This window comes from Yoonia sp., from assembly GCF_017854565.1.
GTDB lineage: Bacteria > Pseudomonadota > Alphaproteobacteria > Rhodobacterales > Rhodobacteraceae > Yoonia.
The window spans coordinates 65,726-87,969 of the sequence record NZ_JAFMHJ010000009.1; the positions used below are offsets into that span (position 1 = coordinate 65,726).

The 22,244-nt window shown below is 60.2% G+C and carries 24 protein-coding genes; 16 read left to right on the top strand and 8 right to left on the bottom strand.

Annotated elements, in window-relative coordinates; translation table 11 throughout:
* The first annotated feature begins 176 nt into the window (after positions 1-176).
* Genes QZ196_RS05925 through bluB form a run of 3 tightly spaced genes read left to right on the top strand, consistent with a single transcriptional unit; the run spans position 177 to position 1,504 of the window.
* On the top strand, positions 177-521 hold the full coding sequence (locus tag QZ196_RS05925) for a Lin0512 family protein (protein WP_296424836.1): 345 nt from the start codon (positions 177-179) through the stop codon (positions 519-521).
* Entirely contained in the window at positions 518-880 is a 363-nt protein-coding gene (locus tag QZ196_RS05930; RefSeq protein WP_296424837.1) for a Lin0512 family protein, read from the top strand. The genes QZ196_RS05925 and QZ196_RS05930 overlap by 4 nt, the downstream gene beginning before the upstream one ends.
* Positions 881-1,504: a 5,6-dimethylbenzimidazole synthase gene (gene bluB / locus QZ196_RS05935; protein WP_296424838.1), complete on the top strand. Its 624-nt coding sequence runs from the start codon at positions 881-883 to the stop codon at positions 1,502-1,504.
* A gap of 40 nt (positions 1,505-1,544) precedes the next feature.
* Here the strand turns inward: bluB and QZ196_RS05940 are convergent, their stop codons facing one another.
* Positions 1,545-3,197: a thiamine pyrophosphate-binding protein gene (locus QZ196_RS05940; RefSeq protein WP_296424839.1), complete on the bottom strand. Its 1,653-nt coding sequence runs from the start codon at positions 3,195-3,197 to the stop codon at positions 1,545-1,547.
* A 118-nt stretch (positions 3,198-3,315) separates the two neighbouring features.
* Here QZ196_RS05940 and QZ196_RS05945 point away from each other — a divergent pair, with 118 nt between their 5' ends.
* Positions 3,316-3,846, top strand: a complete 531-nt coding sequence (locus tag QZ196_RS05945) for an NAD(P)H-dependent oxidoreductase (RefSeq protein ID WP_296424840.1) — start codon at positions 3,316-3,318, stop codon at positions 3,844-3,846.
* Here the strand turns inward: QZ196_RS05945 and QZ196_RS05950 are convergent.
* A complete protein-coding gene (locus QZ196_RS05950) occupies positions 3,843-4,238 on the bottom strand; it encodes a VOC family protein (protein ID WP_296424841.1) in 396 nt (131 codons plus the stop codon). The genes QZ196_RS05945 and QZ196_RS05950 overlap by 4 nt on opposite strands.
* A 35-nt stretch (positions 4,239-4,273) precedes the next feature.
* Here QZ196_RS05950 and QZ196_RS05955 point away from each other — a divergent pair, with 35 nt between their 5' ends.
* On the top strand, positions 4,274-5,065 hold the full coding sequence (locus tag QZ196_RS05955; RefSeq protein ID WP_296424842.1) for an acyl dehydratase: 792 nt from the start codon (positions 4,274-4,276) through the stop codon (positions 5,063-5,065).
* On the opposite strand, the gene QZ196_RS05960 is transcribed toward QZ196_RS05955, so the two are convergent.
* A complete protein-coding gene (locus QZ196_RS05960) occupies positions 5,062-5,742 on the bottom strand; it encodes an endonuclease/exonuclease/phosphatase family protein (protein WP_296424843.1) in 681 nt (226 codons plus the stop codon). The genes QZ196_RS05955 and QZ196_RS05960 overlap by 4 nt on opposite strands.
* A gap of 45 nt (positions 5,743-5,787) precedes the next feature.
* Between QZ196_RS05960 and QZ196_RS05965 the strand changes: the two genes are divergently transcribed.
* Positions 5,788-6,459, top strand: a complete 672-nt coding sequence (locus tag QZ196_RS05965; protein ID WP_296424844.1) for a hypothetical protein — start codon at positions 5,788-5,790, stop codon at positions 6,457-6,459.
* A 43-nt stretch (positions 6,460-6,502) separates the two neighbouring features.
* Here the strand turns inward: QZ196_RS05965 and QZ196_RS05970 are convergent, their stop codons facing one another.
* Complete coding sequence (locus tag QZ196_RS05970) at positions 6,503-7,510, bottom strand: FAD-dependent oxidoreductase (RefSeq protein WP_296424845.1); 1,008 nt, start codon at positions 7,508-7,510, stop codon at positions 6,503-6,505.
* A 48-nt stretch (positions 7,511-7,558) separates the two neighbouring features.
* Between QZ196_RS05970 and mnmD the strand changes: the two genes are divergently transcribed.
* Complete coding sequence (gene mnmD / locus QZ196_RS05975) at positions 7,559-8,242, top strand: tRNA (5-methylaminomethyl-2-thiouridine)(34)-methyltransferase MnmD (RefSeq protein ID WP_296424846.1); 684 nt, start codon at positions 7,559-7,561, stop codon at positions 8,240-8,242.
* The gene (locus QZ196_RS05980) at positions 8,232-9,122 is read left to right on the top strand and encodes a DMT family transporter (protein WP_296424847.1); all 891 of its coding nucleotides are present in this window, start codon (positions 8,232-8,234) and stop codon (positions 9,120-9,122) included. The genes mnmD and QZ196_RS05980 overlap by 11 nt, the downstream gene beginning before the upstream one ends.
* A 45-nt stretch (positions 9,123-9,167) precedes the next feature.
* Here the strand turns inward: QZ196_RS05980 and QZ196_RS05985 are convergent, their stop codons facing one another.
* Positions 9,168-11,180, bottom strand: coding sequence for a lytic transglycosylase domain-containing protein (locus QZ196_RS05985; RefSeq protein WP_296424848.1), 2,013 nt, complete (start codon positions 11,178-11,180; stop codon positions 9,168-9,170).
* 148 nt (positions 11,181-11,328) lie between these two features.
* On the opposite strand from QZ196_RS05985, the gene dapA reads away from it, so the two are divergent.
* Positions 11,329-12,201 carry a 4-hydroxy-tetrahydrodipicolinate synthase gene (gene dapA, locus QZ196_RS05990; protein ID WP_296424849.1) on the top strand — a complete coding sequence of 291 codons (873 nt, stop codon included), beginning with the start codon at positions 11,329-11,331 and terminating at the stop codon, positions 12,199-12,201.
* Positions 12,202-12,273: 72 nt separating this feature from the next.
* On the opposite strand, the gene QZ196_RS05995 is transcribed toward dapA, so the two are convergent.
* Both QZ196_RS05995 and QZ196_RS06000 read right to left on the bottom strand, forming a co-directional pair.
* A complete protein-coding gene (locus tag QZ196_RS05995) occupies positions 12,274-13,476 on the bottom strand; it encodes a crosslink repair DNA glycosylase YcaQ family protein (protein ID WP_296424850.1) in 1,203 nt (400 codons plus the stop codon).
* Complete coding sequence (locus tag QZ196_RS06000; protein ID WP_296424851.1) at positions 13,473-13,916, bottom strand: ion channel; 444 nt, start codon at positions 13,914-13,916, stop codon at positions 13,473-13,475. Before QZ196_RS06000 ends, QZ196_RS05995 begins: the two co-directional genes overlap by 4 nt.
* A gap of 112 nt (positions 13,917-14,028) precedes the next feature.
* Between QZ196_RS06000 and smpB the strand changes: the two genes are divergently transcribed.
* The 4 genes from smpB to QZ196_RS06020 all read left to right on the top strand — a co-directional run bounded on the left by smpB (position 14,029) and on the right by QZ196_RS06020 (position 17,788).
* Positions 14,029-14,502, top strand: a complete 474-nt coding sequence (gene smpB, locus QZ196_RS06005; RefSeq protein ID WP_296424861.1) for an SsrA-binding protein SmpB — start codon at positions 14,029-14,031, stop codon at positions 14,500-14,502.
* Positions 14,503-14,647: 145 nt separating this feature from the next.
* Positions 14,648-15,514: a 3-mercaptopyruvate sulfurtransferase gene (gene sseA / locus QZ196_RS06010; protein WP_296424852.1), complete on the top strand. Its 867-nt coding sequence runs from the start codon at positions 14,648-14,650 to the stop codon at positions 15,512-15,514.
* Positions 15,514-16,698: an amino acid aminotransferase gene (locus QZ196_RS06015; protein ID WP_296424853.1), complete on the top strand. Its 1,185-nt coding sequence runs from the start codon at positions 15,514-15,516 to the stop codon at positions 16,696-16,698. Before sseA ends, QZ196_RS06015 begins: the two co-directional genes overlap by 1 nt.
* Positions 16,699-16,828: 130 nt before the next feature.
* Positions 16,829-17,788, top strand: a complete 960-nt coding sequence (locus QZ196_RS06020; protein WP_296424854.1) for an L-malyl-CoA/beta-methylmalyl-CoA lyase — start codon at positions 16,829-16,831, stop codon at positions 17,786-17,788.
* Here the strand turns inward: QZ196_RS06020 and QZ196_RS06025 are convergent.
* Positions 17,782-18,414 (bottom strand): hypothetical protein, encoded by a 633-nt coding sequence (locus tag QZ196_RS06025; protein ID WP_296424855.1) that lies wholly within the window; start codon positions 18,412-18,414, stop codon positions 17,782-17,784. The two genes, QZ196_RS06020 and QZ196_RS06025, sit on opposite strands and share 7 nt — an antisense overlap.
* A 109-nt stretch (positions 18,415-18,523) precedes the next feature.
* Between QZ196_RS06025 and QZ196_RS06030 the strand changes: the two genes are divergently transcribed.
* The 3 genes from QZ196_RS06030 (at position 18,524) to QZ196_RS06040 (ending at position 22,226) form a co-directional block, all read left to right on the top strand.
* Positions 18,524-19,486: an acetyl-CoA carboxylase carboxyltransferase subunit alpha gene (locus QZ196_RS06030; RefSeq protein ID WP_296424856.1), complete on the top strand. Its 963-nt coding sequence runs from the start codon at positions 18,524-18,526 to the stop codon at positions 19,484-19,486.
* Positions 19,487-19,866: 380 nt separating this feature from the next.
* Positions 19,867-20,412 carry a hypothetical protein gene (locus tag QZ196_RS06035; RefSeq protein WP_296424857.1) on the top strand — a complete coding sequence of 182 codons (546 nt, stop codon included), beginning with the start codon at positions 19,867-19,869 and terminating at the stop codon, positions 20,410-20,412.
* Positions 20,358-22,226: a hypothetical protein gene (locus tag QZ196_RS06040; protein ID WP_296424858.1), complete on the top strand. Its 1,869-nt coding sequence runs from the start codon at positions 20,358-20,360 to the stop codon at positions 22,224-22,226. The genes QZ196_RS06035 and QZ196_RS06040 overlap by 55 nt, the downstream gene beginning before the upstream one ends.
* Positions 22,227-22,244: the final 18 nt, after the last annotated feature.

Below are 22,244 nucleotides of genomic sequence, written 5' to 3' on the forward strand. Positions count from 1 at the left end.
TGGAAAAACTCAACCGCCTGCCGGGTTGAGTTGAGTGGAAAAGGTTACTCATTTTGCTACTACAGAAAACTGAGAGTCATAAGAATAAGACACAATAGTCCGTGAGGTAAGCCAATAGCTGATTTCACAGACAAGGACACAGCGGTGCAAATTAAACAGATAATAGGTTCTCTCTAATGCCAATCCACCGCGTCCTGACTGAATTCGGCCTTGGCACCAGCCTGCGCCGCCAAGACTATACGCAGGCCGCCCGGCGCGCGCTGCAAGACGCGCTTTGGCACAATTCCATCAACATGGCCGAGCTTTACGGCTTTCCGAAAGAGGCGATGCTGATCGACGTCCAGATCGGCGTGCAAGAGCCGGAGAAGGTGGACACAGACAGCTTGGCCGATATCTTTCCCTACGGGCGGATCACCATTACCGTGACCCACGGCGGGCTGGATATCCCCCGCCCAGACGGGGTGGCCACCGTCATCGCCAATGTCGCCATCAACGTCAGCTTTGACATGGTGCCCGCATGACGGATCAGCGCGTGATAATTGAGATGGGTATGGGCAACGACCTGCATGGGATGGACTATCAAAAGGCCGCCCGCCGTGCGATCGAGGACGCGATCCGTCATTCCACCCTGCCGATTTTCGAAAGCACTGGACTGAGCCACACAGAGATGCGCGTGCAGGTCACCGTTGGCGTGCAAGAACCCGACAAGATCGACTGTGATGCTCTTGTTGCGGGCCTGCCGCGCGGTCGCGCCACGGTTCAGGCGATTAAAGGCGGGTTGAACGTGCCTAACGCCGAGACCGGTGATACCGCCGTTGTGGCGACAGCGGCCGTCGAGGCATTTCTACCGTCGCAATCGGGCAAATGGAAACCCGCCTGAATGGAATTGACCAAGGTCCATCGTGACGCGCTGCAAGATATCCTGCATTGGCGGCGCGACGTGCGCCAGTTTCTGCCCGATCCGGTGCCGCCTGCAACCCTGATCCGGCTGCAAGCGGCGATGGACATGGCGCCATCCGTCGGGAATGCCCGGCCATGGCGTGTGCTACAGGTTGAAACACCTGCCTTGCGCGCAGAAATCATAGCCAATTTCGAAAAATCCAATGAAATGGCCGGCACCATTTATGACGACGAAAAGCGCGCCGACTATCATGCCCTCAAACTCGCCGGTCTGCGCGACGCACCTGTTCATCTCGCCGTATTCACGGCACAGGACCCGAACGAAGGACACGGTCTTGGCCGGCAATCCATGCCCGAGATGTTAGCCTACTCTACCGTGACCGCGATCCATACACTGTGGCTTGCGGCACGTGCCGAAAACCTAGGGCTGGGCTGGGTTTCGATTCTCGATCCCGAAGCCACGGCAAAAACGCTGGGCGTGCCCGACGATTGGGAACTCACCGGTTACCTGTGCCTTGGCAAAGCAAGTTTTGATGACGACATGCCGCTGCTGCATCAAAAGGGCTGGCAGGAAAACACCCCGACACAGTGGACGACGGTCTAAGCGGCACACCAAACAAGAAATGTCATGCGCCGCAGGCGCGCTATCCGGTCAACGCTGCCTGCCGCACCCCCGTCAGCGTAGCACCCGTTGACAGCGCGTTCTCATCCACCTTGCATTCGATAATCGCCACCGTCCCCGCCGCCCGCGCCCGCGCAAAAGCAGCCGCGAATTGGGCCGTTTCGGTCACCACCTCTCCATGACCACCATAGGCCCGCGCAAGGGCCGCAAAATCCGGGTTCGCAAGCGCAGTACCTGACACCCGCCCCGGATAGGTCTTCTCCTGATGCATCCTGATCGTGCCATAACGACCATTGTTCATCACGATGACAATCGGCGTCGCCCCATGCTGCACCGCAGTCGACAATTCATTGCAGGTCATCTGAAAACACCCGTCCCCCGCCAGACAAACGACCGTCCGGTCAGGGTATTCAATCGAGGCCGAAACCGCCGCTGGAAACCCGTATCCCATGGACCCCGACGTCGGCGCCAGTTGGGTGCCATACTGCCGATAAGCGTAGTAGCGGTGCAGCCATGCGGCATAGTTACCGGCCCCATTGGTCACAATCGCATCAACCGGCAAGTGGTCTGACAACCACTTGATCACCTGCTCCTGTTTGAGAGCGCCGGGGCTTTCCTGCGGTGCCAGCCACGCCTCGTAATCGGCGCGCGCGGCTGCGGTCCAGTCCGGCCAAGTGCCGGCAGGTTCCATTTGCGCAAGCTGCCGCAAGATCGCCGGGGCGGTTGCGACAACACCCAGATCAGGCGCGTAGACCCGGCCAATTTCATCGGCGTCGGCATGGACGTGAACGATCATCTTTTGCGGATCACCGGGATCAACAAGCGTATAGGCTTGGGTTTCGATATCACCAAAACGCGTGCCCAGCAGGACAAGCATATCCGCCGCGCGCACCCGCGCGGCCAAACGCGGGTTGACGCCAACGTTCAAATCGCCAGCGTAATTGGCATGGCGGTTATCCATGTAATCCTGCCGCCGAAATCCCAGCGCAACAGGCACTTGCTGGCGTTCGGCAAACGCCTGAAGATCGACCTGCGCCTGCCGGTTCCAATGCGGGCCCCCGGCCACGATCAACGGACGCTCGGCTTGTCCCAGCAGATGCATGATTGTGCTGGCAGCATCCGTCGGGATCGGCTGCGTCACCGCATCAGACAGGCGCAAATCAGCGACATCCGCGTCAGCGCTCAGCATATTCTCGGGCAGGGCCAACACCACCGGTCCCGGCCGCCCTGACATCGCCACACGAAAGGCGCGGCCAATGTATTCCGGCAGCCGCTCTGTCTGGTCAACCTGCGCCACCCATTTGGCAAGACCGCCAAACATCGCGCGATAATCCACCTCTTGAAATGTTTCACGATCGGTCTGGCGATTGTCAATCTGCCCCACGAACAGCACCATCGGCGTGCTGTCCTGTCGGGCCACATGGACACCCGCGCTGGCATTCGTCGCACCCGGCCCCCGTGTCACAAAACACACGCCGGGCTGACCCGTCATTTTACCATAGGCTTCGGCCATCATTGCAGCCCCGCCTTCCTGACGGCACACCACATTCTGGATACCGCTGTCATAAAGCCCGTCCAACGCGGCCAAAAAGCTCTCTCCGGGCACCGAAAAAACCCGCCGCACACCCAGTTTCACCAACTGATCGCTTAAAATCTTGCCACCGTGCCGGATCATCGCCGCCTCCTTCGCCATTTGCCGCAGCATGTGCCAGCCGACAGGCGGGCGCAAGCAAATGGGTTGCTGTCACGCCCTATTGCGCTACCTCCCGACCCAAGCAACAAAAGGATCTCAAATGACAACGCTTCTCGGCATCTCCGGCTCGCTTCGCAAGGCATCGACCAATACCATGCTGATGCGCAATGCCGCCGCGATTTTCGACGCAGATACATTCATCGAGGGCGATATCAACCTGCCCCTTTACAACGGCGATATCGAAGAAGCGTTGGGGATACCAGCCGTGGTCCAAACCCTGTCCGACCAAATCGCAAGCGCCGATGCGGTGATCATTTCGACGCCAGAATATAACAAAGCGATCTCTGGCGTGCTCAAAAACGCCCTTGACTGGGTAAGCCGTACCGAAGGCAGCCCGTGGAAAAACAAGCCGTTGGCGATTATGTCCGCCGCCGCAGGCCGGGCCGGTGGCGAGCGTACGCAGTTTTCACTGCGGCTCGCGATGATGACTTTCCGCCCGCATATCCTGCAAGGACCAGAGGTTTTGGTCGCCGCCAGCAGCAAGGAATTCGACGAAAACGGCAAACTGACCGGCGAATTCTACAACAAGTTGCTGACCGAACTGATGGATGAACTGCGCGATGCAATCTAGGCGCGCTGCGAAACCTCGATCAGATTCCCGTCGGGGTCGCGCAGATATACCGAAATGATCGGCCCCGTTGCCCCGGTCCGGGCAATAGGGCCCTCTTCCACGGCAACGCCTTGTGCTATGAAATGCGCCTGCCACTCTGCCAAGGGGACATCGGTCAGGAAACACAGGTCCGCCGATCCCGGCTGTGGGACACGGGCCTTGGGATCAAACGGGCCATCGGCGGGATGCAGATTGATCTTCTGCGCGCCAAACCGCAGCGCCCAGCGCGCGGACCCGTCGGCAGGCTGAAACCGTTCGGGCACCATCCCCAGTACATCGCGGTAAAACGCCAGCGTGCGGTCCAGATCGACCACCGTCAGCACCAAATGATCCAAGCCAGTCACTTGCGGCATTTGCGCAGCCTCTTCGTTACGATTACACAGTGTTTATGCACGACAATCACAACCGTTCCCAGACCCGGACTGATGCTTTCGACATTGCCCGCGCCCGTGCGTTGCAAGCAACGTTGGGCAAAGCACCTGATCTGCAAACTGGCGATCCGATGCCGCCGTTCTTTCACCAAATCTATTTCTGGGGCCCGCAACTGCCCGCAAATCTTGGCCGCGACGGACACCCGGCGACAGGGGAATTCATCCCCGACCTTGACCTGCCAAGGCGCATGTGGGCCGCTGGCAAACTTGTCTTTCACCGCCCCCTGCTTGCGGGGGTCAAAGCCGACAGGATCAGCACAATCGAATCTGTGACGCGCAAACAAGGCCGCTCTGGCCCGCTTGGCTTTGTGCGCATACGGCACGACATCAAACAGCGCAGCACCCTTGCGCTGACCGAATGGCAGGAACTTGTCTATCGCGAAGATGGCGCACCGGCGCTGGAACCGCCCCAAGCACCGACGGATGAAACCCACAGCGAAACGGTCACCTTCGACAGCACACTGCTGTTTCGCTACTCGGCCCTGACGTTCAATGGCCACCGTATCCACTATGACGAAAGCTATGCGCGGCAGGTCGAAGGCTACAACGGACTAGTCGTGCATGGGCCGCTTTTGGCGCATCTAGTGATGGGGCTGGCGGCGCGACAGTTGGGCACGCTGACAACGTTCAGCTATCGGGCCACCGCGCCGCTGATGCACCATGAAACCGGCACGGTCTGCTGGAAACACGGGCAGGCGTGGGTGCGCGGCCCTGACGGCCGCCAATGCATGATGGCCCAAGCGTCTTAGGCAATATCGGCCCAAATGGGCAGATGGTCGGATGCGTGGCGGGCCAGACCCTGCTGCATGACCCCCGCGTCGCGCACAACCAACCCGCGCGACACCGCAATCCGGTCAAGCGCGGCAATCGGGCGGGCGGCATGAAAGCTGTGCCCAGGGGCGTGCACGTTGAAATCAGACAGGACCTCCAGCCCCTTGTGCGGCGACCATTCGTTAAAATCACCGGCGACAACAGCACTGACGCAGCCGTCCAATGCCTTGGCAATCGCGCGCAGCTGGCCTGCACGATGGCGGCGCAGCAGCCCCAGATGGGTCGCGACAAGACTGAATTTCGGCAGGTCCACCCGCACCGCACCGCGCGGCTCTAGCCCCGGCAGACTGATATGCGTGACAGCGCCATGCGCCATACCCTTTCGGATCAACACCGCATTTCCGTGCCACCCAAGACTGACGTCATTGCGCGCAATGGGGACGACCGCGAAATCCGTCTCTGCGGCAATCATGTTGCTGCACAGGGCGGACGGTCGCGCACCAAGGCGCAAATCGGCCTCCTGCAAGGCAATGACATCGGCATCAAGCGTGTTCAAGACCGCCAAGATCCGCATCGGATCCCGACGTCTATCCAGACCCTTGGCCTTTCTGATATTGTAACTTGCGACCCGAAGGCCCTTATCTTGATAAGACATCTTCTTGAAATGGGGACTGTGAAGCCAAATAGAAGGGCTACGACCATGAACCCGCCAAAGCTTTTTCATCAAAGCCCGATCATCACGATCCTTTGGGCGCTCTTGCTCGTCGCAGCGATCACGGCGCTTGCTCTGGGTCGCTGGCCGTTGAGCTTCGTGGCACTGGCGACGCTTGGCCTTGCGATGGCGCCTGCACTTCTGGCGTCCCGATTTGACATTGCACTACCGATGCCTTTCCTTTTTGCGACAACGCTTTTCATCTTCGCCAGCGTCTTTATGGGCGAGGCGTTTGATTTCTACGAACGGGTCTGGTGGTGGGACCTCGCCCTGCATGGCACATCCGCTGTCGGCTTTGGACTGATCGGGTTTCTTTTTGTTTTCATGCTGTTCGAGGGTGACCGCTTTGCCGCACCGCCGTCTGCTATCGCCTTCATCGCCTTCTGCGTTGCGATAACCATAGGCGTCTTCTGGGAAGTTCTTGAATACCTGATGGACCTGTCGTTCGGCCTTGGCATGCAAAAATCCGGGCTTGATGACACGATGACCGACCTGATGATCGACGGGGTGGGCGGGGGCATCGGCGCGATCTCGGGGTACATCTACCTGATCGGGCACAATGATCGCATCTTCACGCGCCTGATCCACGAGTTCATCGCGCTCAACAAACGATTCTACCAAAAGTCCCGCAACCGGTTGCGCAAGGGCGGCGATGAATAGCGCACCCAGAGAACGCTTTTCTGGAAATTCGTTCGCCGCCACCTCAGGATAAACCAAACCCGTCTGGCGCGGTTTCACGCCCATCCAGCATCAGATCGGCCATGACCTCACCGACTTTTGGCGCCATCCCAAAACCAATCTTAAAGCCGCCATTCGCCACGAACTGCCCGCCGCGCAACGGATGACGCCCCAGTATCGGTGCCCGGCTGCGGCTGCGCGGACGCATGCCCGCCCAGCGCGCAATGACAGGCGCATCCGCCAATATTGGAAATGCCGCGACAGCGCGCGCCAAAACATCATCCAGACCCGCATCCGTTCCTAGCGGATCAACAAATTCTCGCTCGGACGTGGACCCGATCGCCACCGTACCATCGCCATGCGGAATGATATGCAGCGCATCTGCAAACAGTTGCGGCTGCCCTTTCGCATCATGGCGCAACAAAGCCGCCTGCCCCTTCACACCCGTGCCACCCAGCTCTGCCAAGCCCCGCCAGCCGGTCGCCCAAACGACCCGACCCTCGGGCGCCGCATCGTCAACCACCTCACCGCCCAAAGCCAGCACCGCATCCGCCAAGGCCCGCGTGGCCCGGCGCGGATGGATCAATGCCGACAGTGTATCGCGCACCACCAGCCCGGTTGGCGAAGGCGGCATCCACGGATCATCACCTGACGGCACCACCTCCCACACCGCCTTGCCTTGCCACAGGTCCGCAGCCGAAATCGCCCGCGCGCGCGCCAGTGCAACGGCCCGGTCATCGGCCAGAGGCTGCAAGCGCCCCGACCGGGAATACCCGACGTCAGCCCCCGTCAATGCCTCGACTCCGCCCCAAAAAGGTGCGGCCATGATCAGGCTGTCAAATTGAAACGCCTTCTTTTCATTCCAGTTTTCAGGCACATGTGGTGCCAATGCCCCGACAATCCCACCACTGGCACCCGATGCAACACCGCCGGGGTCAACCACACGCACCACCGCCCCGCGCCGCGCGCAGGCATAAGCCACCGACAGGCCAAAGATCCCCGCACCCATGACCGTCACATCAGCCGTTGCCATTCCGCGTCCTTCCGCCCAAAGATGATCCGTTACGTAAGGCATCGGCGCATGGCAAACCAGACAGCAAAACTCGACTGGAGCGATGGGCACGTGCCGATCTCGACCCAGTTCAATGATCCCTATTACTCGCTCGACAATGGCGTGGACGAAACACGTCACGTATTTCTGACCGGGAACGACCTGCCGGACCGCTTCGGCGGCCGCTTCGACATCGGCGAACTAGGCTTTGGGACGGGCCTCAACTTGCTGGTGACTTGGGCAGCCTGGGCTGAGGCGGGCCACCCCGGCACGCTGCATTTCACATCATTCGAGGCCTACCCGATCACCCTTGCCGACATGGCCACCGCGCTAACCCATTTTTCAGAACTTTCCTCCTATGTGCAAACACTGCTGCGCGAATGGACGCCCGGCGCAGGCCCGACGCAGCTGACAGACGGGCCGTTGCTGCACGTCATAGTGGGCGACGCGCGGCAGACTGTGCCCGCGTGGCATGGAAAAGCCGACGCATGGTTTCTTGACGGTTTTTCGCCGGCAAAAAACCCCGAGCTTTGGGAACCCGGCCTGCTGGACGCCGTGGGCCGACACACCAATCCCGGCGGCACCGCCGCCACCTACAGTGCGGCGGGTCACATCCGCCGCGCGCTTGCAGACGCCGGTTTTGACGTCACCCGCGCACCCGGTTACGGGCGCAAACGGCACATGACCCGTGCAAAGGTACCCCATGCAGAATAACGCCCGGCTCGGGATCATCCTGATGATCGCCACCACTTTCGTCTTTGCTGTGCAGGACGGCATATCGCGACACCTCGCCGGCAACTACAACGTCCTGATGATCGTGATGATCCGCTACTGGTTCTTTGCGGCCTTCGTCATAGCGGTCGCCGCCCGCAAAGAGGGCTCCGTCCGGGCCGCCGCCGCCACCAGACAACCGCTACTGCAAATCACCCGCGGCACGCTGCTTGCTCTTGAAATCTGCGTCATGGTCGCGGGGTTTGTGCAGCTTGGACTGGTCGAAAGCCACGCAATCTTTGCCTGCTACCCACTACTGATCGCCGCTTTCTCGGGGCCTGTCTTGGGTGAACAGGTCGGCTGGCGCCGCTGGGTGGCCATCGGTATTGGCTTTGTCGGGGTCCTTGTCATTTTGCAACCCGGCATCACCGTCTTTGCACCTGCTGCCGTGATCCCGCTGGCTGCTGCGCTGATGTTCGCGCTTTATGGGCTGCTGACCCGCTATGCCGCACGCAAGGACGGCACGGCCACATCGTTCTTCTGGACCGGCACAACAGGGGCTGTCGTCATGACCGTCGCCGGCGTCTGGTATTGGGAACCGATGACCGGCACAGACTGGCAATGGATGGCAGCACTTTGTGTCACCGGGGCCACCGGGCATTGGCTGCTGATCCGCTGCTACGAAGTCGCCGAGGCCAGCGCAGTACAACCCTTTGCCTACCTGCAACTGGTTTTTGCCAGCGTGATCGGTATCTTCCTGCTGGGTGAAACCCTGCGGCCCAACGTGGCGCTGGGTGCCGCGATTGTTGTCGGTGCGGGGCTGTTCACGCTGTGGCGGTCAAGAACGAAACGCGCCCCAAAGACCAAGTTGAGCCCGCTGTAACAACCCCAAACGACCATGCGGATCGGTCCGCACGCGACGCCCTGCTCAACTGCGGTCAGGCCGCAGTTGCGGGCGCACATCGGGTGCATCCCCGGCGACCTGCGCCGGGGGCCGCGCACGCGGACGCAACAGTGGCTTGATGCCTACCAACAATCTGGTGAAGGCAATCGGCCCAGTTTGCCCCGTCAATCGCGCCTCGTAGATCGGGATCGATTCCGTCACACGCTGCACGTAATTCCGGGTCTCGCGGAATGGGATATGTTCGATCCAGTCGATCACATCCATCTCGCTCAGACGCGGATCACCGCGTTCGTCCATCCACACCTTCGGGCGGCTTGGCCCCGCGTTATATCCCGCCGCAATCATTACCGGGGTCTCGCCAAACTCTGTACGCAGAATAGACAGATACTTTGCCCCCAGCGTGACGTTGTACTGCCAGTCCGTCGTCAGGCGCGACCGGGCATAGGGCAGATCAAGCAACCCCGCGACCTCCTCGGCGGTGGCGGGCATCAACTGCATCAGGCCCAGCGCACCGACCGGGCTGCCAATGCCCACATTAAATTCGCTCTCGCGGCGCGCAATCGACAGGGCAAGGGACGGAGGCACCGGCAAATCCATCTGCGCCAGATCATGCAACGGATAATAGATCGCGGGGATCACAATGCCACGCGTCGCGGCCGTCTTGCCCAGCAACAACGTATAGTATTGCTCGTCCAGTTCGCTGAGCAGGGCACCCAGTTGCGCCAGTTCCACCGCATTCAACGTTTCCCCCAACGCCGCAAAGAACGTCACCGCATGGCCCCGTTCACCTGCGGCAAGCAGCATGAACGCCGCCCGCGTCAGGTCGTTTTGAAAAAACGGCGCGCCGCGCCATTCGACCGCAGCCCCCACCAATGACGGGTCCAGCGACCGCCCCAAGCGCTCGGCTGCGAGCAATCCATAAAACGCAGTCTGATGCTTTGCCGCCTCGCCAAAGGCGACAGCGGCAAGGTCGGGCGCGCCCAGTACCTCTTGGGTGCGGCCGATCCAATACTGCATCCGGCCCACCGATATCGGGGTTTCCACCGCACGGGCCGCCTTTTCAAAATGCACAAGCGCCTGCGCGGGATCGCCCCGATATGTCAGGGAAATGTAGCCCGACAACCATTCCAGATCCGCAAACGCCTCGCCGTCGGTCAGGTAATGCCGCGACGCCAGCGCATAGGCCTGTTCGGCACGCCCCTCGCGCATTTCCCAACGCGCCAAGGTCCGGCGCCATCCCGACCAACGCAGCGGCTCACCCAAGGCCGCAGGACTGGTTGAGCGGTCCAATAATATTTCGACCGCCTCGGCCCAACTGCCCCGCGCGGCCAGCCAGCTATAGCGATCATAAACCAGCCCGGCATCCAGCCGCAGTGCCTCGGGTACGGCATCAAACAACGGGCGCATATTGGACAAACCGCGACTATAGCCAATCCGCGCGGCGGCCAGCCCACGCTGCGCGGGGTCCAACAAGGGCAGCATCCGTTCCGCATCAGACCAGCGCCCCCGCCACAAAAGCGCATCGGTACGCGCAATATGGAACGGCGCCAGCACATCAGGGAAGCTGGCGATCAGTCCGCCATGGCCGTCATCCGTCAGACCCAGATCCAACCAAGCGGCGCGCAACACAGCCGTCGCCTCTTGCAGCTTGCCAGTGGTGGTCAGCGCCTCGGCCAGACGCACCGCGCCTTCGCCGGTCTGCGGCGGCTGCCCTGCAAACCACGCGATGACCTCTGCCGGATCATGGCCTTTTTCAATCGTCAACTCTGCCGCCGCCCGCAGTCGATCCAATCCGGGCCAATCCGCGCGGGCAGCAACAAACCGTTGGTAATCGGGGAACGTCGCTTCACCCGCACGCAGACGCATCCACGTCAGCACATCAGCCGTCACCGGATCAGCCGCGGCGGCGGTGGCATATGCCTGATCCCAGTCGTCTTGTGCCGCTTCGATCGCGCCAACGGCCTGCGGATCGACGGCCTGCGCAGCCAACGGCGCCGCTGCCATCAAGACGGCCCCGGCAAGGGTCAAAATACGCATAAAAGCCACCACACCATCAATTCTCCACACATGGTAACGGGACCGCTTACGATCACAACTCACAAACTTGGCAATCGGCAAAAAGGCGTCTAGTGTCTGCGCGATTTAGCGGGCGATTCAAATGCCCATCACACAAAGGAAGCGCGTCATGTTCAAAGGGTCACTGCCCGCCCTCGTCACGCCGTTTACGAACGGCAAAGTGGACATTGATGCGCTGAAAAAGCTGGTGCATTGGCACATCGCGCAGGGCACGCACGGGCTGGTCCCGGTCGGCACAACAGGCGAAAGCCCCACGTTGACCCACGCTGAACATGATCAGGTGGTCGAGGTCGTCGTGACCGAAGCTGCCGGTCGCATCCCGGTGATTGCCGGTGCCGGGTCGAACAACACAATTGAAACCGTGCGCCTTGTCAAAGCCGCCCAAAAGGCCGGGGCGGACGCGGCATTGGTTGTCACGCCCTATTACAACAAGCCGACGCAGGCCGGGCTGATCGCGCATTTCATGGCCGCCGCAGACTGCGGCATGCCGATCGTGATCTACAATATTCCGGGCCGATCCGTGGTCGACATGACTCCCGCCACCATGGGCGAACTGGCGAAACATCCGATGATCATCGGCGTGAAAGACGCGACCGGTGACCTGTCCCGCGTCCCCAAGCAGCGGATGACCTGCGGCACCGATTTCGTGCAACTGTCGGGCGAGGATGCCACGGCGCTTGGCTTCAACGCCCACGGCGGGGTCGGCTGCATTTCGGTCACGGCCAATGTGGCACCCGCCCTATGCGCGGCCTTCCAGGAAAGTACGCTGGCGGGCGATTATGCCAAGGCCCTGACCCAACTCGACCGGCTGATGCCCCTGCACGAAGCGATCTTTGCCGAGCCGGGTGTCGCGGGCGCCAAATATGGCCTGTCGCTCCTTGGTCATTGCAGCGAGGACGTCCGTTCGCCGCTGACGCCCCTGACAGACGCCGCCAAAGAAAAGATGCGGGCGGCGATGGTTCATGCCGGGCTGCTGAACTAACGCAGGGTGGGTTAAAACCCACCTTACGGTGCATCAAAGCAACGCATTTGATCGGCGATCGATGGCGGGTTCTTACCCCGCACGACGCAGCCAGCCAGCCGCATAGCATACGTCATCGCACCCCGAAAACCGGGCCGCGCGCCCCAACTCACCCTTGAGCGCGCGTAACCGGCCCGCCCCGATGCGCACACCATCTTCGGGCCAGAACGCGGTCACATTCAAACACGCGGCCCCCCGGTCTGCCTTCATATCAATCCGACCGATCATCCGATCACCTTCCATCACCGGAAACACATAATACCCGTATGTGCGCTGTGGTGCCGGCACAAACATCTCAATCCGGTAGTCAAAACCAAAGAGCCTTTCAGCACGCGTGCGATCACGCAAGGCAGGATCAAAGGGCGACAATATCCGCACCCGTGGCACCGGCGCAGCAACGGTCAGATCCATCACATCGGGCCAGGCCAGCGACCGGCGCAACGTGCCGTCCATCCCTTCGACATCAACCTCGATCACGCGGCCATCGGCAAGCGCTGCGGCACCCCACGCCTTGGCCTCAGCCGCTGTCGCGGTGTCCCAAAACGCCGCCAACTCGCGGCTTGTCGCGAAGCCCAGACGGTCCAATGCCCCGGCACACAACCATTCCACCGTCTCATCCACATGCCGCTTTGCGTTCAGATATTCAGGCGGGATCACCCGTTCGGTCAGGTCATAAACCTTGCGGAAACCGACCCGATGCGTGACCGACAGTTGCCCCGATCGCCACAGAAATTCCAGCGCGGTCTTGGACGGATGCCAATCCCACCAGCCCCCCGATCCCTTCGCCTCGTTGGTGCCGACATCGGCGCTGGTGCAGGGGCCATCGTCTGACACACGGGCCAGCACCGCGTCCATCTTTTCGGTAAATCCCGCGCGGCGCCATTCCTTCCACGTTTGCCCCAAACGCACCGCATCGCGCGAAAAACGCAGTCGCCAATGCGGGAAAAACTGCATCGGAATGGCGGCAGCATCGTGGGTCCAATGTTCGAAAACCCCGCGATCATGATGCAGCAAGGCTTGCAGGGCCTGGGGGCGATACTGTTGCCGGCGCGACCACAAGATCAGATCATGGGCGCGCGCCAAGGTGTTCACACTATCGAGCTGCACAAAACCCAAATCATCAATCACCCCCTGCAAATCCGTGCCGCGACCCAGCCCCGAAGGCCGCCCGGCAAGCCCATGACGGACCAAGAAAAGATGCCGGGCGGCGGCATTTCGCAGGACGGGTATGGTCAACTGTCTGCCTTCATGACTTCGATCTGGCGCAACCGGACGTGGCGCAACGCTTCGACCAGCAAGGCGGTGAGCACGCCGATATTCAACAGCCCATTCGCGGCCGCCATACCGCCGAGCAGCCGCCACTCCATCGGCAGCAAGACATCGCCAAATCCCAGCGTCGTAAAAGCCACAAGCGAAAAATAGACTGCCGGTTCAATCGTGTCAAATATCCCCAACGCCCAGAACGCGAGCGCCCAAACCCAGACGCCTGCTGTCATTTGCGCCAGAATCCAGATGGCTGCCACACACATCACCAAAATCAGTTTCGGACGATGCGGTGCGCGCACCAGCCACTGCCGCATATGCAGCAAAAACAGCTCCATGACCCAAAAACTGATACCCGCAATCAGGATCGAAAACAGCAAAAGCCCCGTGCCAAGGGCAAGTTGTATGAACATCGCGATCTCCACCATAACCGGGTCAGACCAGCATACTGCGCGCAACGCTGCAGCATAGCGGCAAGTGACCCGTCTTGTGTCGCAGCGCTTCATCGCCTATCTCAATCCGACCATGGCAAAGAAACCTGAAAAAACGAACTACAAAGTTATCGCGGAAAATCGGCGCGCGCGCTACGATTTTGCGATCGAGGATGATATCGAGGTCGGCATCATGCTGACCGGCTCCGAGGTGAAATCACTGCGCATCGGCCAATCCAATATCGCCGACAGCTATGCGTCGGTCGATAACGGCGAGCTGTGGCTGACCAACGCCTATATTGCGCCCTATGACCGTGCCATGTTCGGCCACGAAGAACGCCGCAAGCGCAAGCTGCTTGTCAGCCGCAAGGAACTTGCGCGGCTGTGGAACGCGACCAAACGCGAAGGCATGACGCTGGTGCCGCTGGTGATGTATTTCAATGATCGCGGTCTGGTGAAGCTGAAAATCGCCACTGCGAAAGGCAAAAAGAATCACGACAAACGTGCGACCGAGGCGGCGCGCGACTGGGGCCGTCAAAAACAGCGGCTGCTACGCCACGGGGATTGACCCGGCGCGTCGCCACGACCTTTGGGCAAGCTGCGGCATTTGAACGGGCCGTGCATTCACTTGTTGCGATCCTCGCCGCACTCAAACCTTGTCACATGGCGCGGCCCACGATACCCATGCCTGCATCACCGCATGGGAAAAAACGATGAGCACATCTGCCTCTGATGATCCAAAAACGCTGGTAAGCACTGACTGGCTCGCCGCACATCTCAAGGATCCGGACCTGCGGATTTTCGATGCCTCATGGTATCTGCCCGATATGGCGCGTGACGCCCGTGCAGAATATCAGGCGGGCCACATCCCCGGCGCGCGGTTTTTTGACATCGACGACATCAGCGACCACCGGTCAGAGCTGCCACACATGGCGCCACCGGTCGAAAAATTCATGTCCCGCATGCGCGCCTTGGGCGTCGGCGACGGCCATCAAGTCGTGGTCTATGACGGTGCGGGGCTCTTTTCAGCCGCGCGTGTCTGGTGGCTGTTTCGGCTGATGGGCAAGACAGATGTCGCCGTGCTTGATGGCGGCCTGCCCAAATGGCGCGCCGATGGGCAGGCCACGACAGACGCCCCACCCGTGATCCGGGACCGGCACATGACGGTGACCCGCAATTATCCGCTGGTGCGCGATGTCACGCAGGTCGCGCGTGCGGCCAAACTTGGCGATCACAGCATCATTGACGCGCGCGCACCCGCACGGTTCAAAGGTGATGCACCCGAACCGCGCGCCGGTCTGCGCGCAGGGCACATCCCCGGATCGCAGAATGTATTTTTCAAGGACCTGCTGCGCAGCGACGGCACCATGAAACCCAAGGACGAACTGCGTATGGTGTTCCGCGATGCTGGTGTCGATCTGCAAAAACCCGCGATCACCACCTGCGGGTCTGGGGTTACGGCTGCCGTCTTGTCACTTGCCCTTGAACGGATCGGGAAAACCGATCATGCCCTTTACGACGGCTCATGGTCCGAATGGGGCATGTACGCCGACCTTCCTATTGCAACCGGAGCCGCGTGATGCTGGAAAATCTACACCCCCAACCCGCCGATAAAATCCTGGCCCTGATCGCGGCGTTCAAGGCTGATCCAAGGGCCGACAAGATTGATCTTGGCGTCGGCGTCTACAAGGACGCGTCGGGAAACACGCCCGTCATGCGCGCCGTGAAAGAAGCCGAGCGACGCATCTTGGCGGAACAAACCACCAAGGCCTATACCGGGCTTGCCGGTGATCCCGCCTTTGGGGCCGCGATGCGCGATCTGGTGCTTGGCGACAGTGTTGCAGCGGACCGTGTCGCGGCTGTCGCCACACCCGGCGGCACCGGCGCAATACGGCAGGCGCTTGAGCTGATCAAGATGGCAGCCCCCAACGCGACTGTCTGGTTGTCCGATCCGACCTGGCCCAACCACCCGTCGATCATCAAATACCTTGGCATGAAAATGGCAGAATATCGCTATTTCGACAGCGCGACACGCGGCGTGGATTTCGCTGGCCTGCTGGCAGATCTGGGGACCGTTGCGCAGGGCGACGTGGTGTTGCTGCATGGCTGCTGCCACAATCCAACCGGTGCCAATTTGACCACGGAACAGATGGCGCAGGTCATCGCGGTCCTACAGGATAAGGGCGCCGTGCCTTTTGTGGACATCGCCTATCAAGGCTTCGGCGACGGATTGGACGCAGACGCGCAAATCACCCGCCAAATCGCCGGTGCCTTTGACAACTGCCTGATCGCTGCCAGCTGCTCCAAGAACTTTGGCATCTACCGCGAACGGACGGGCGTGTTGATGGCCGTCGCCAAAGACCCGGTGCAGCAGGCATTGACACAACAGAATCTCGCCTTTCTGAACCGACAGAACTATTCATTTCCCCCCGATCACGGTGCGCGGGTCGTAACGACAATTCTGACTGATCCCGCACTGCGTGCCGATTGGGAGGCCGAGCTGGAAGACACCCGCAATGGTATGCTGGTGTTGCGCCAACAGCTTGCTGATGAACTGCGCCGCCTGACAAACAGCGACCGTTTCGATTTCCTCAGCGCCCATCGCGGCATGTTCAGCCGTCTGGGAACGACGCCCGAAATGGTCGAGAAACTGCGCGCAGAGCATGGCATCTACATGGTCAGTGACAGTCGCCTGAATATCGCCGGCCTGAATGCGACCACCGTGCCAATATTGGCGCAGGCAATCGTCAGCGCAGGCATCTGACAAAAAGCGAAGGATTTTCGCGCCTGCAGCAGTAAAATGCTGCAGGCGCGAATGCGGCTTGCGACAGATCGCGCAATATTATACCCACAAAGCAGTCAGAAACGTAACTTTGCTGCCCGAAGGATCATCAATGTCATTCCGCCTGCAACCAACCGCACCTGCCCGTCCGAACCGCTGCCAACTTTTTGGTCCCGGCTCGAACACAAAACTGTTCACGAAGATGGCGGCAAGTGCTGCAGATGTGATCAACCTTGATCTGGAAGACAGCGTTGCCCCATCAGACAAAGACACCGCCCGCAGCAATGTCATTCAGGCCATCAATGACGTCGATTGGAACAGCAAATACCTCAGCGTGCGGATCAACGGCCTTGATACGCCCTACTGGTATCGCGATGTCGTCGATCTGCTTGAACAGGCCGGTGATCGGCTCGATCAGATCATGATCCCAAAAGTTGGCTGTGCCGCCGATGTCTATGCCGTTGACGCCCTCGTTACCGCGATCGAGACTGCAAAACGCCGCACCAAGCGTATCAGTTTCGAAGTGATCATTGAATCCGCCGCTGGCATTGCGCACGTTGAAGAAATCGCCGCCAGTTCGCCCCGCCTCCAAGCGATGAGCCTTGGCGCGGCCGACTTTGCCGCCTCGATGGGGATGCAGACGACCGGCATCGGTGGCACGCAGGAAAACTACTATATGCTGCACGGCGATACCCGGCACTATGCCGATCCATGGCACTGGGCGCAGACCGCCATCGTCGCCGCCTGCCGCGCCCGTGGGGTGCTGCCCGTCGATGGCCCCTTTGGTGACTTCAGCGACGATGAAGGGTTCCGCGCCCAAGCGCGACGGTCGGCCACGCTTGGCATGGTCGGCAAATGGGCGATCCACCCCAAACAGATTTCACTGGCCAACGAGGTGTTCACCCCTTCTGACACCGCCGTCGCCGAAGCCCGCGAAATTCTTGCGGCGATGGCAGCCGCCAAGGCGCGGGGCGAAGGTGCCACCGTTTACAAAGGCCGCTTGGTCGATATCGCATCAATCAAGCAGGCCGAGGTCATCGTGCGGCAATCCGAAATGATCAGCGGTCAGTAGTCGCGCAACGCAACCGCACCGTACCCACACAGCAGCCGACAGTCGGTGGCATCTGCACCCATGTTTTCCTGGGACAAGAGCGATGCCGCACCCAACCCCTCGAACCGGGGATCATCACACTCGGCATCCATAGCGTATGCGCCGCTGTCACTGCCAAAATTGATACCGCTGCACTGCGTTGCCTGCAGGGCCGCCGTCATATCCCAAAACTTGACGGTGCCCGCCGTGATTGCGGCCCGACAATCGTCAGCATCTGTGCCAATACCAGTGGTCAAAAGATCCGCCGCCATCCCAGCACCGGTAAACCGGCGATCATCACATTCGCCATCTTGGGCCCATTCGCTCGAATTATTGCCGAACACAGGGTCCGCTGCGGCATCTTTCGTCGTTGCCCCGTCCAAGGAAAGCTGGCCCGCAGCATAGGCCGTCCGGCAATCGGTCGCATCATGCAATATATCAGCGTCCAGCAGCGTCGTCGTTGTCATGCCGGGACCGGAAAATCGCGGATCATCACATTCACCATCATTCGCCCACTCACTGCCGTCGTCACCAAAATCGACCGCCTGTGCTGCGATCGGGCCCGCAGCAAAACACGCCAGCACGCCAATCAGTCCAAAATTCCGCATCATCTTATCCTGCTATCTTTAATATCCTGGCCCGATATGACACCAAAACCGCAACACATTGCAAACCCCTGTGCAACATCATTATATCGGGGTAACAGCGGAGCCATCTATGACCCTATATCTTGAATTCGAAAAGTCACTCGCCGAAATCGAAGGCAAGGCAGAAGAACTGCGCGCCATGGCGCGCGACAATCCCGAAATGGACATCGAGAAAGAGGCCAAGGCCCTTGATAAAAAGGCCGCCGACCTTCTCAAATCGCTCTATGCTGACCTGTCGCCATGGCGCAAATGTCTGGTGGCACGCCATCCCGAACGCCCACATTGCAAAGACTATATCGAGGCGTTGTTTACCGAATACACGCCCCTTGCCGGTGACCGGAATTTTGCCGATGATCACGCCGTCATGGGCGGCATCGCCCGGCTGGACGGCAAACCCGTCATGGTCATCGGCCATGAAAAGGGCAATGATACGAAATCCCGCATTGAACGGAACTTTGGCATGGCCCGCCCCGAAGGCTACCGCAAGGCGATCCGCCTGATGGACCTTGCCGACCGCTTTGGCCTGCCCGTGATCACCATCGTGGACACGCCCGGCGCCTACCCCGGCAAAGGCGCCGAAGAACGCGGCCAATCCGAAGCCATCGCGCGCGCAACCGAAAAATGCCTCAGCCTTGGGGTGCCGTTGATCAGCGTCATCATCGGCGAAGGCGGGTCCGGCGGGGCCGTTGCCTTTGCCACGGCGAACCGGGTCGCGATGCTGGAACATGCGATTTATTCCGTGATCAGTCCCGAAGGCTGCGCATCAATCCTATGGAAAGATGCCGACAAAATGCGCGAAGCCGCCGAAGCCCTGCGCCTGACGTCCAAGGATCTTGCAGAGTTGGGAGTTTGCGACACGGTGATCCCCGAACCCAAAGGTGGCGCACACCGAGACACACACGCGGCGATCAAGGCGGTAGGACAGGCATTAACCAAAATACTCGCCGATCTGGATGGGAAGTCCGCGCAGGACCTCCGGACAGACCGCCGTCAGAAATATCTGAACCTAGGCTCCAAAGGTCTGGCGGCCTAGGCTGCGTTCATCGGCTATTTTCAGTTTTGCAGAACACCCGGGACCGCATAGTCTGGTCCACCAAACGGTCGGTCCATAGCACATTCCGGCCATCGTTCAGAAGCCAAAGCAGCGACGGCATTGCAGCCCCTGCGTGACCTTTCGACGTCCAGAATCGTTCAAGCTGAGGCGTGTGCGCGCAGCCGCACACAATCTACCTGCACCGCCTACGTAGTTTACGCATCCCACATTGCGTAACCCGGATGATTTTGCGTAGTTGCGGATAATTGCCCGTCCCCTGCAGCCCAGCGTATCGTTTCCATGTTCCAAACCTACGACAACGGTCCGTACCCGGTTTGTTTTTCAGGTTCGAACTTAGTTTCAGGATATGGGGTATCGAGATGGCTGACGGAAACATGATGAACCTGACGATTGCGCAGCAGGCTTGGCTTGAGCAGGCGCGGGCGCAAGTGGGGCCGGATGTGCCGGATGCCGTGTTGCTGCGGATCATCGACACCAGAGGCACGTCGGTGGCGGTCAGTGAGGTGCAGTTCCTGCCCGAGATGCAGGCCTATAGCGCGTCGGGCACCTTGGCGCCTGTCGGCAACAGTGTGCATTTCGTGCCGATCTCGCAGATGTCGTTTGGCACCGCCGGGGATGATTTACCCGAGCTCAGCTTTGGCGAGGGGGGCGATTTGGTCTACAACAGCGATCTGACGCTTATCAGCGGGGCAGGCTTTGGTGTCGGGGTGCGCCCGACGGGTCCGGCTATCGACTTCGGCTACCCTGGTGTCGGGTTGCGCCCGACGGGTCCCGCTGACAGCGTGACGATCGCGAATCCGGTGTCAGCGGTGCTGCATGTGGGGGATGATGACGCCTTTTGGACCCCGGCGTGCCGGACTACTGGACCGAAAACACGATCGGGGATGACGGGCAGACGCTGCTGAGCGATGTCGTGATTGATGGTGTCACCTACACCGCCGGCCAAAAGGTGCAGGCGACATTTACGGTGCAGTTTCAGGATTCGACCGGCCAGACCTACACCGCCGTGGCGTTGCAGATCGGCGAAAATGAAAATGATGATCTGTTGTATACTGGCTACGGCAGGAGCACTCCGATTGTCGGCTACAGCTTTGTCGGCGCAGCGCCGCCGGTTGGCGAAGAGCTGTCCTTGGTTGGCCAGCCGGGCTTTGCCGCGGATAATGCCGTCGCCTATAGCGACCTGTGGGGCGGTTTCCCGCCACCACCACCACCGCCCGCCAACTACACAGCGACAGTCGCCGGGTCCAACGGCGCCAACTTCACGTTGGATTTGACCGATGTTACGCCCGATCAGGCCAAACAGCAGGTTGTCGACAATATTTTGACCACACAGTTCCAGACCGGCACCGAATTTGTGGAAAACGCGCCCTTTTTCATCGGCCGCTATGACCCCGAAGCGGGCGCGGTTGTCGACAACGGAGACGGTACCTATTCGGTGACCGTCACACAACGCATGGACCGCATCTATCATAACGCAGGCGGCGTCCAATCGATCACAGAGACCAAGACCTTCACCTTCTCGCTGGATGAACCGAACGCGGCGTCGGCACCTGACTTTGCGAGCGCGACAGTTGCCGGCGAAGATCTGACGTTTGACCTCAACGGGGCCGCATTCGCGGATGACGAGCTGACGTTTCTGGCCGCCTATGACTGGAGCCCTGACGTCACCGTGCTGCCCGATCTGGGGGATCTGGGCGAGCAGGAATTCGGTCCGTTGCACCGCAGTCTGGTGGCTGAATTCGGCCAGACGCGCGGTGATGAAATTTACGCCAAAGTGGTGGGCATGCAGCAGGTCGTGGTGCCCCCGAGCGCGAATTATTCGGACCGCCGTGATCTTGGACTGGCGCTCTACCAATTCGGCCGGGTCAACGGGTCCTACAGCCCCGCACGCGCCGCATCCGTGATGCCCGCCATCTTCGCCGCCTTGCGCGGCGACGTCGCAGGATCAGGGCGTCAACTTTCCGAAATTGATGGTGTCATCGACGGCGAAACCGCCGATCAAATTAATACGGATGCCCGCAGTGAGCGGGTTGGCGTGTTTTTTCAAGCCGTTTTGAACATGTTTGATGGAACCGTGCCCAATTGGACGGCACGGGATACCTTCACGTTCATGCAAGATTTCTATGGCATGACAGATTTTGCGCCGTCCGATGCAAACTGGCAGTCGTTTTTTGACGCCAACATCAGCGCAGATGGTCAATTGGCCGAAACCCTTGATTTAAGCATGTTCGAAGGTGTCGATGCGACCCTGTTTGAAACCGTCCTGTTGGACGGGGCCGGCCTGTTTTATACCTTACAGCAAAACCAACAAAACACCGACCCCGCACGGGCCGGCAGTATTTTTCTGGCCGCGTCCCCTCAATTAAGCGAAACATTGTTTGTCGGTGCCTTGCGTACGGACATCCTGCAGACAGGCTCATCTGACTTTCTGACTGATCGCACCGGCGACCCGATCCAAGACACCCAGTGGCAGGATTTCACCACCACCGGTCTCTATGACCAAGACAGTATCGTGAACGGCAATGTCGACGGCGACGCTCTGGCCAACCACGCTTTGGTCAAAGCAATCCTTTGGACCGGTCGCGAAGTGATGGCGGAATTGCAGGCCCGCGGGCTGTGGGAAGGTCCAGACCCTGCGGCATTGGACTCCGCTACGATTGCGACCGATTTTCCGGTCTACAAGGCTCTGTTGCACAAATTCTGTGAGGGATTCATCTAGTGAATCCAGTGTGGTAGC

Bases quoted from the DNA above. Each gene is read 5' to 3' on its own strand.
- QZ196_RS05925 (WP_296424836.1), top strand. From the start codon at position 177: ATGCCAATCCACCGCGTCCTGACTGAATTCGGCCTTGGCACCAGCCTG.
- QZ196_RS05930 (WP_296424837.1), top strand. From the start codon at position 518: ATGACGGATCAGCGCGTGATAATTGAGATGGGTATGGGCAACGACCTG.
- bluB (WP_296424838.1), top strand. From the start codon at position 881: ATGGAATTGACCAAGGTCCATCGTGACGCGCTGCAAGATATCCTGCAT.
- QZ196_RS05940 (WP_296424839.1), bottom strand. From the start codon at position 3,197: ATGATCCGGCACGGTGGCAAGATTTTAAGCGATCAGTTGGTGAAACTG.
- QZ196_RS05945 (WP_296424840.1), top strand. From the start codon at position 3,316: ATGACAACGCTTCTCGGCATCTCCGGCTCGCTTCGCAAGGCATCGACC.
- QZ196_RS05950 (WP_296424841.1), bottom strand. From the start codon at position 4,238: ATGCCGCAAGTGACTGGCTTGGATCATTTGGTGCTGACGGTGGTCGAT.
- QZ196_RS05955 (WP_296424842.1), top strand. From the start codon at position 4,274: ATGCACGACAATCACAACCGTTCCCAGACCCGGACTGATGCTTTCGAC.
- QZ196_RS05960 (WP_296424843.1), bottom strand. From the start codon at position 5,742: ATGTCTTATCAAGATAAGGGCCTTCGGGTCGCAAGTTACAATATCAGA.
- QZ196_RS05965 (WP_296424844.1), top strand. From the start codon at position 5,788: ATGAACCCGCCAAAGCTTTTTCATCAAAGCCCGATCATCACGATCCTT.
- QZ196_RS05970 (WP_296424845.1), bottom strand. From the start codon at position 7,510: ATGGCAACGGCTGATGTGACGGTCATGGGTGCGGGGATCTTTGGCCTG.
- mnmD (WP_296424846.1), top strand. From the start codon at position 7,559: ATGGCAAACCAGACAGCAAAACTCGACTGGAGCGATGGGCACGTGCCG.
- QZ196_RS05980 (WP_296424847.1), top strand. From the start codon at position 8,232: ATGCAGAATAACGCCCGGCTCGGGATCATCCTGATGATCGCCACCACT.
- QZ196_RS05985 (WP_296424848.1), bottom strand. From the start codon at position 11,180: ATGCGTATTTTGACCCTTGCCGGGGCCGTCTTGATGGCAGCGGCGCCG.
- dapA (WP_296424849.1), top strand. From the start codon at position 11,329: ATGTTCAAAGGGTCACTGCCCGCCCTCGTCACGCCGTTTACGAACGGC.
- QZ196_RS06000 (WP_296424851.1), bottom strand. From the start codon at position 13,916: ATGTTCATACAACTTGCCCTTGGCACGGGGCTTTTGCTGTTTTCGATC.
- smpB (WP_296424861.1), top strand. From the start codon at position 14,029: ATGGCAAAGAAACCTGAAAAAACGAACTACAAAGTTATCGCGGAAAAT.
- sseA (WP_296424852.1), top strand. From the start codon at position 14,648: ATGAGCACATCTGCCTCTGATGATCCAAAAACGCTGGTAAGCACTGAC.
- QZ196_RS06015 (WP_296424853.1), top strand. From the start codon at position 15,514: ATGCTGGAAAATCTACACCCCCAACCCGCCGATAAAATCCTGGCCCTG.
- QZ196_RS06020 (WP_296424854.1), top strand. From the start codon at position 16,829: ATGTCATTCCGCCTGCAACCAACCGCACCTGCCCGTCCGAACCGCTGC.
- QZ196_RS06025 (WP_296424855.1), bottom strand. From the start codon at position 18,414: ATGCGGAATTTTGGACTGATTGGCGTGCTGGCGTGTTTTGCTGCGGGC.
- QZ196_RS06030 (WP_296424856.1), top strand. From the start codon at position 18,524: ATGACCCTATATCTTGAATTCGAAAAGTCACTCGCCGAAATCGAAGGC.
- QZ196_RS06035 (WP_296424857.1), top strand. From the start codon at position 19,867: ATGGCTGACGGAAACATGATGAACCTGACGATTGCGCAGCAGGCTTGG.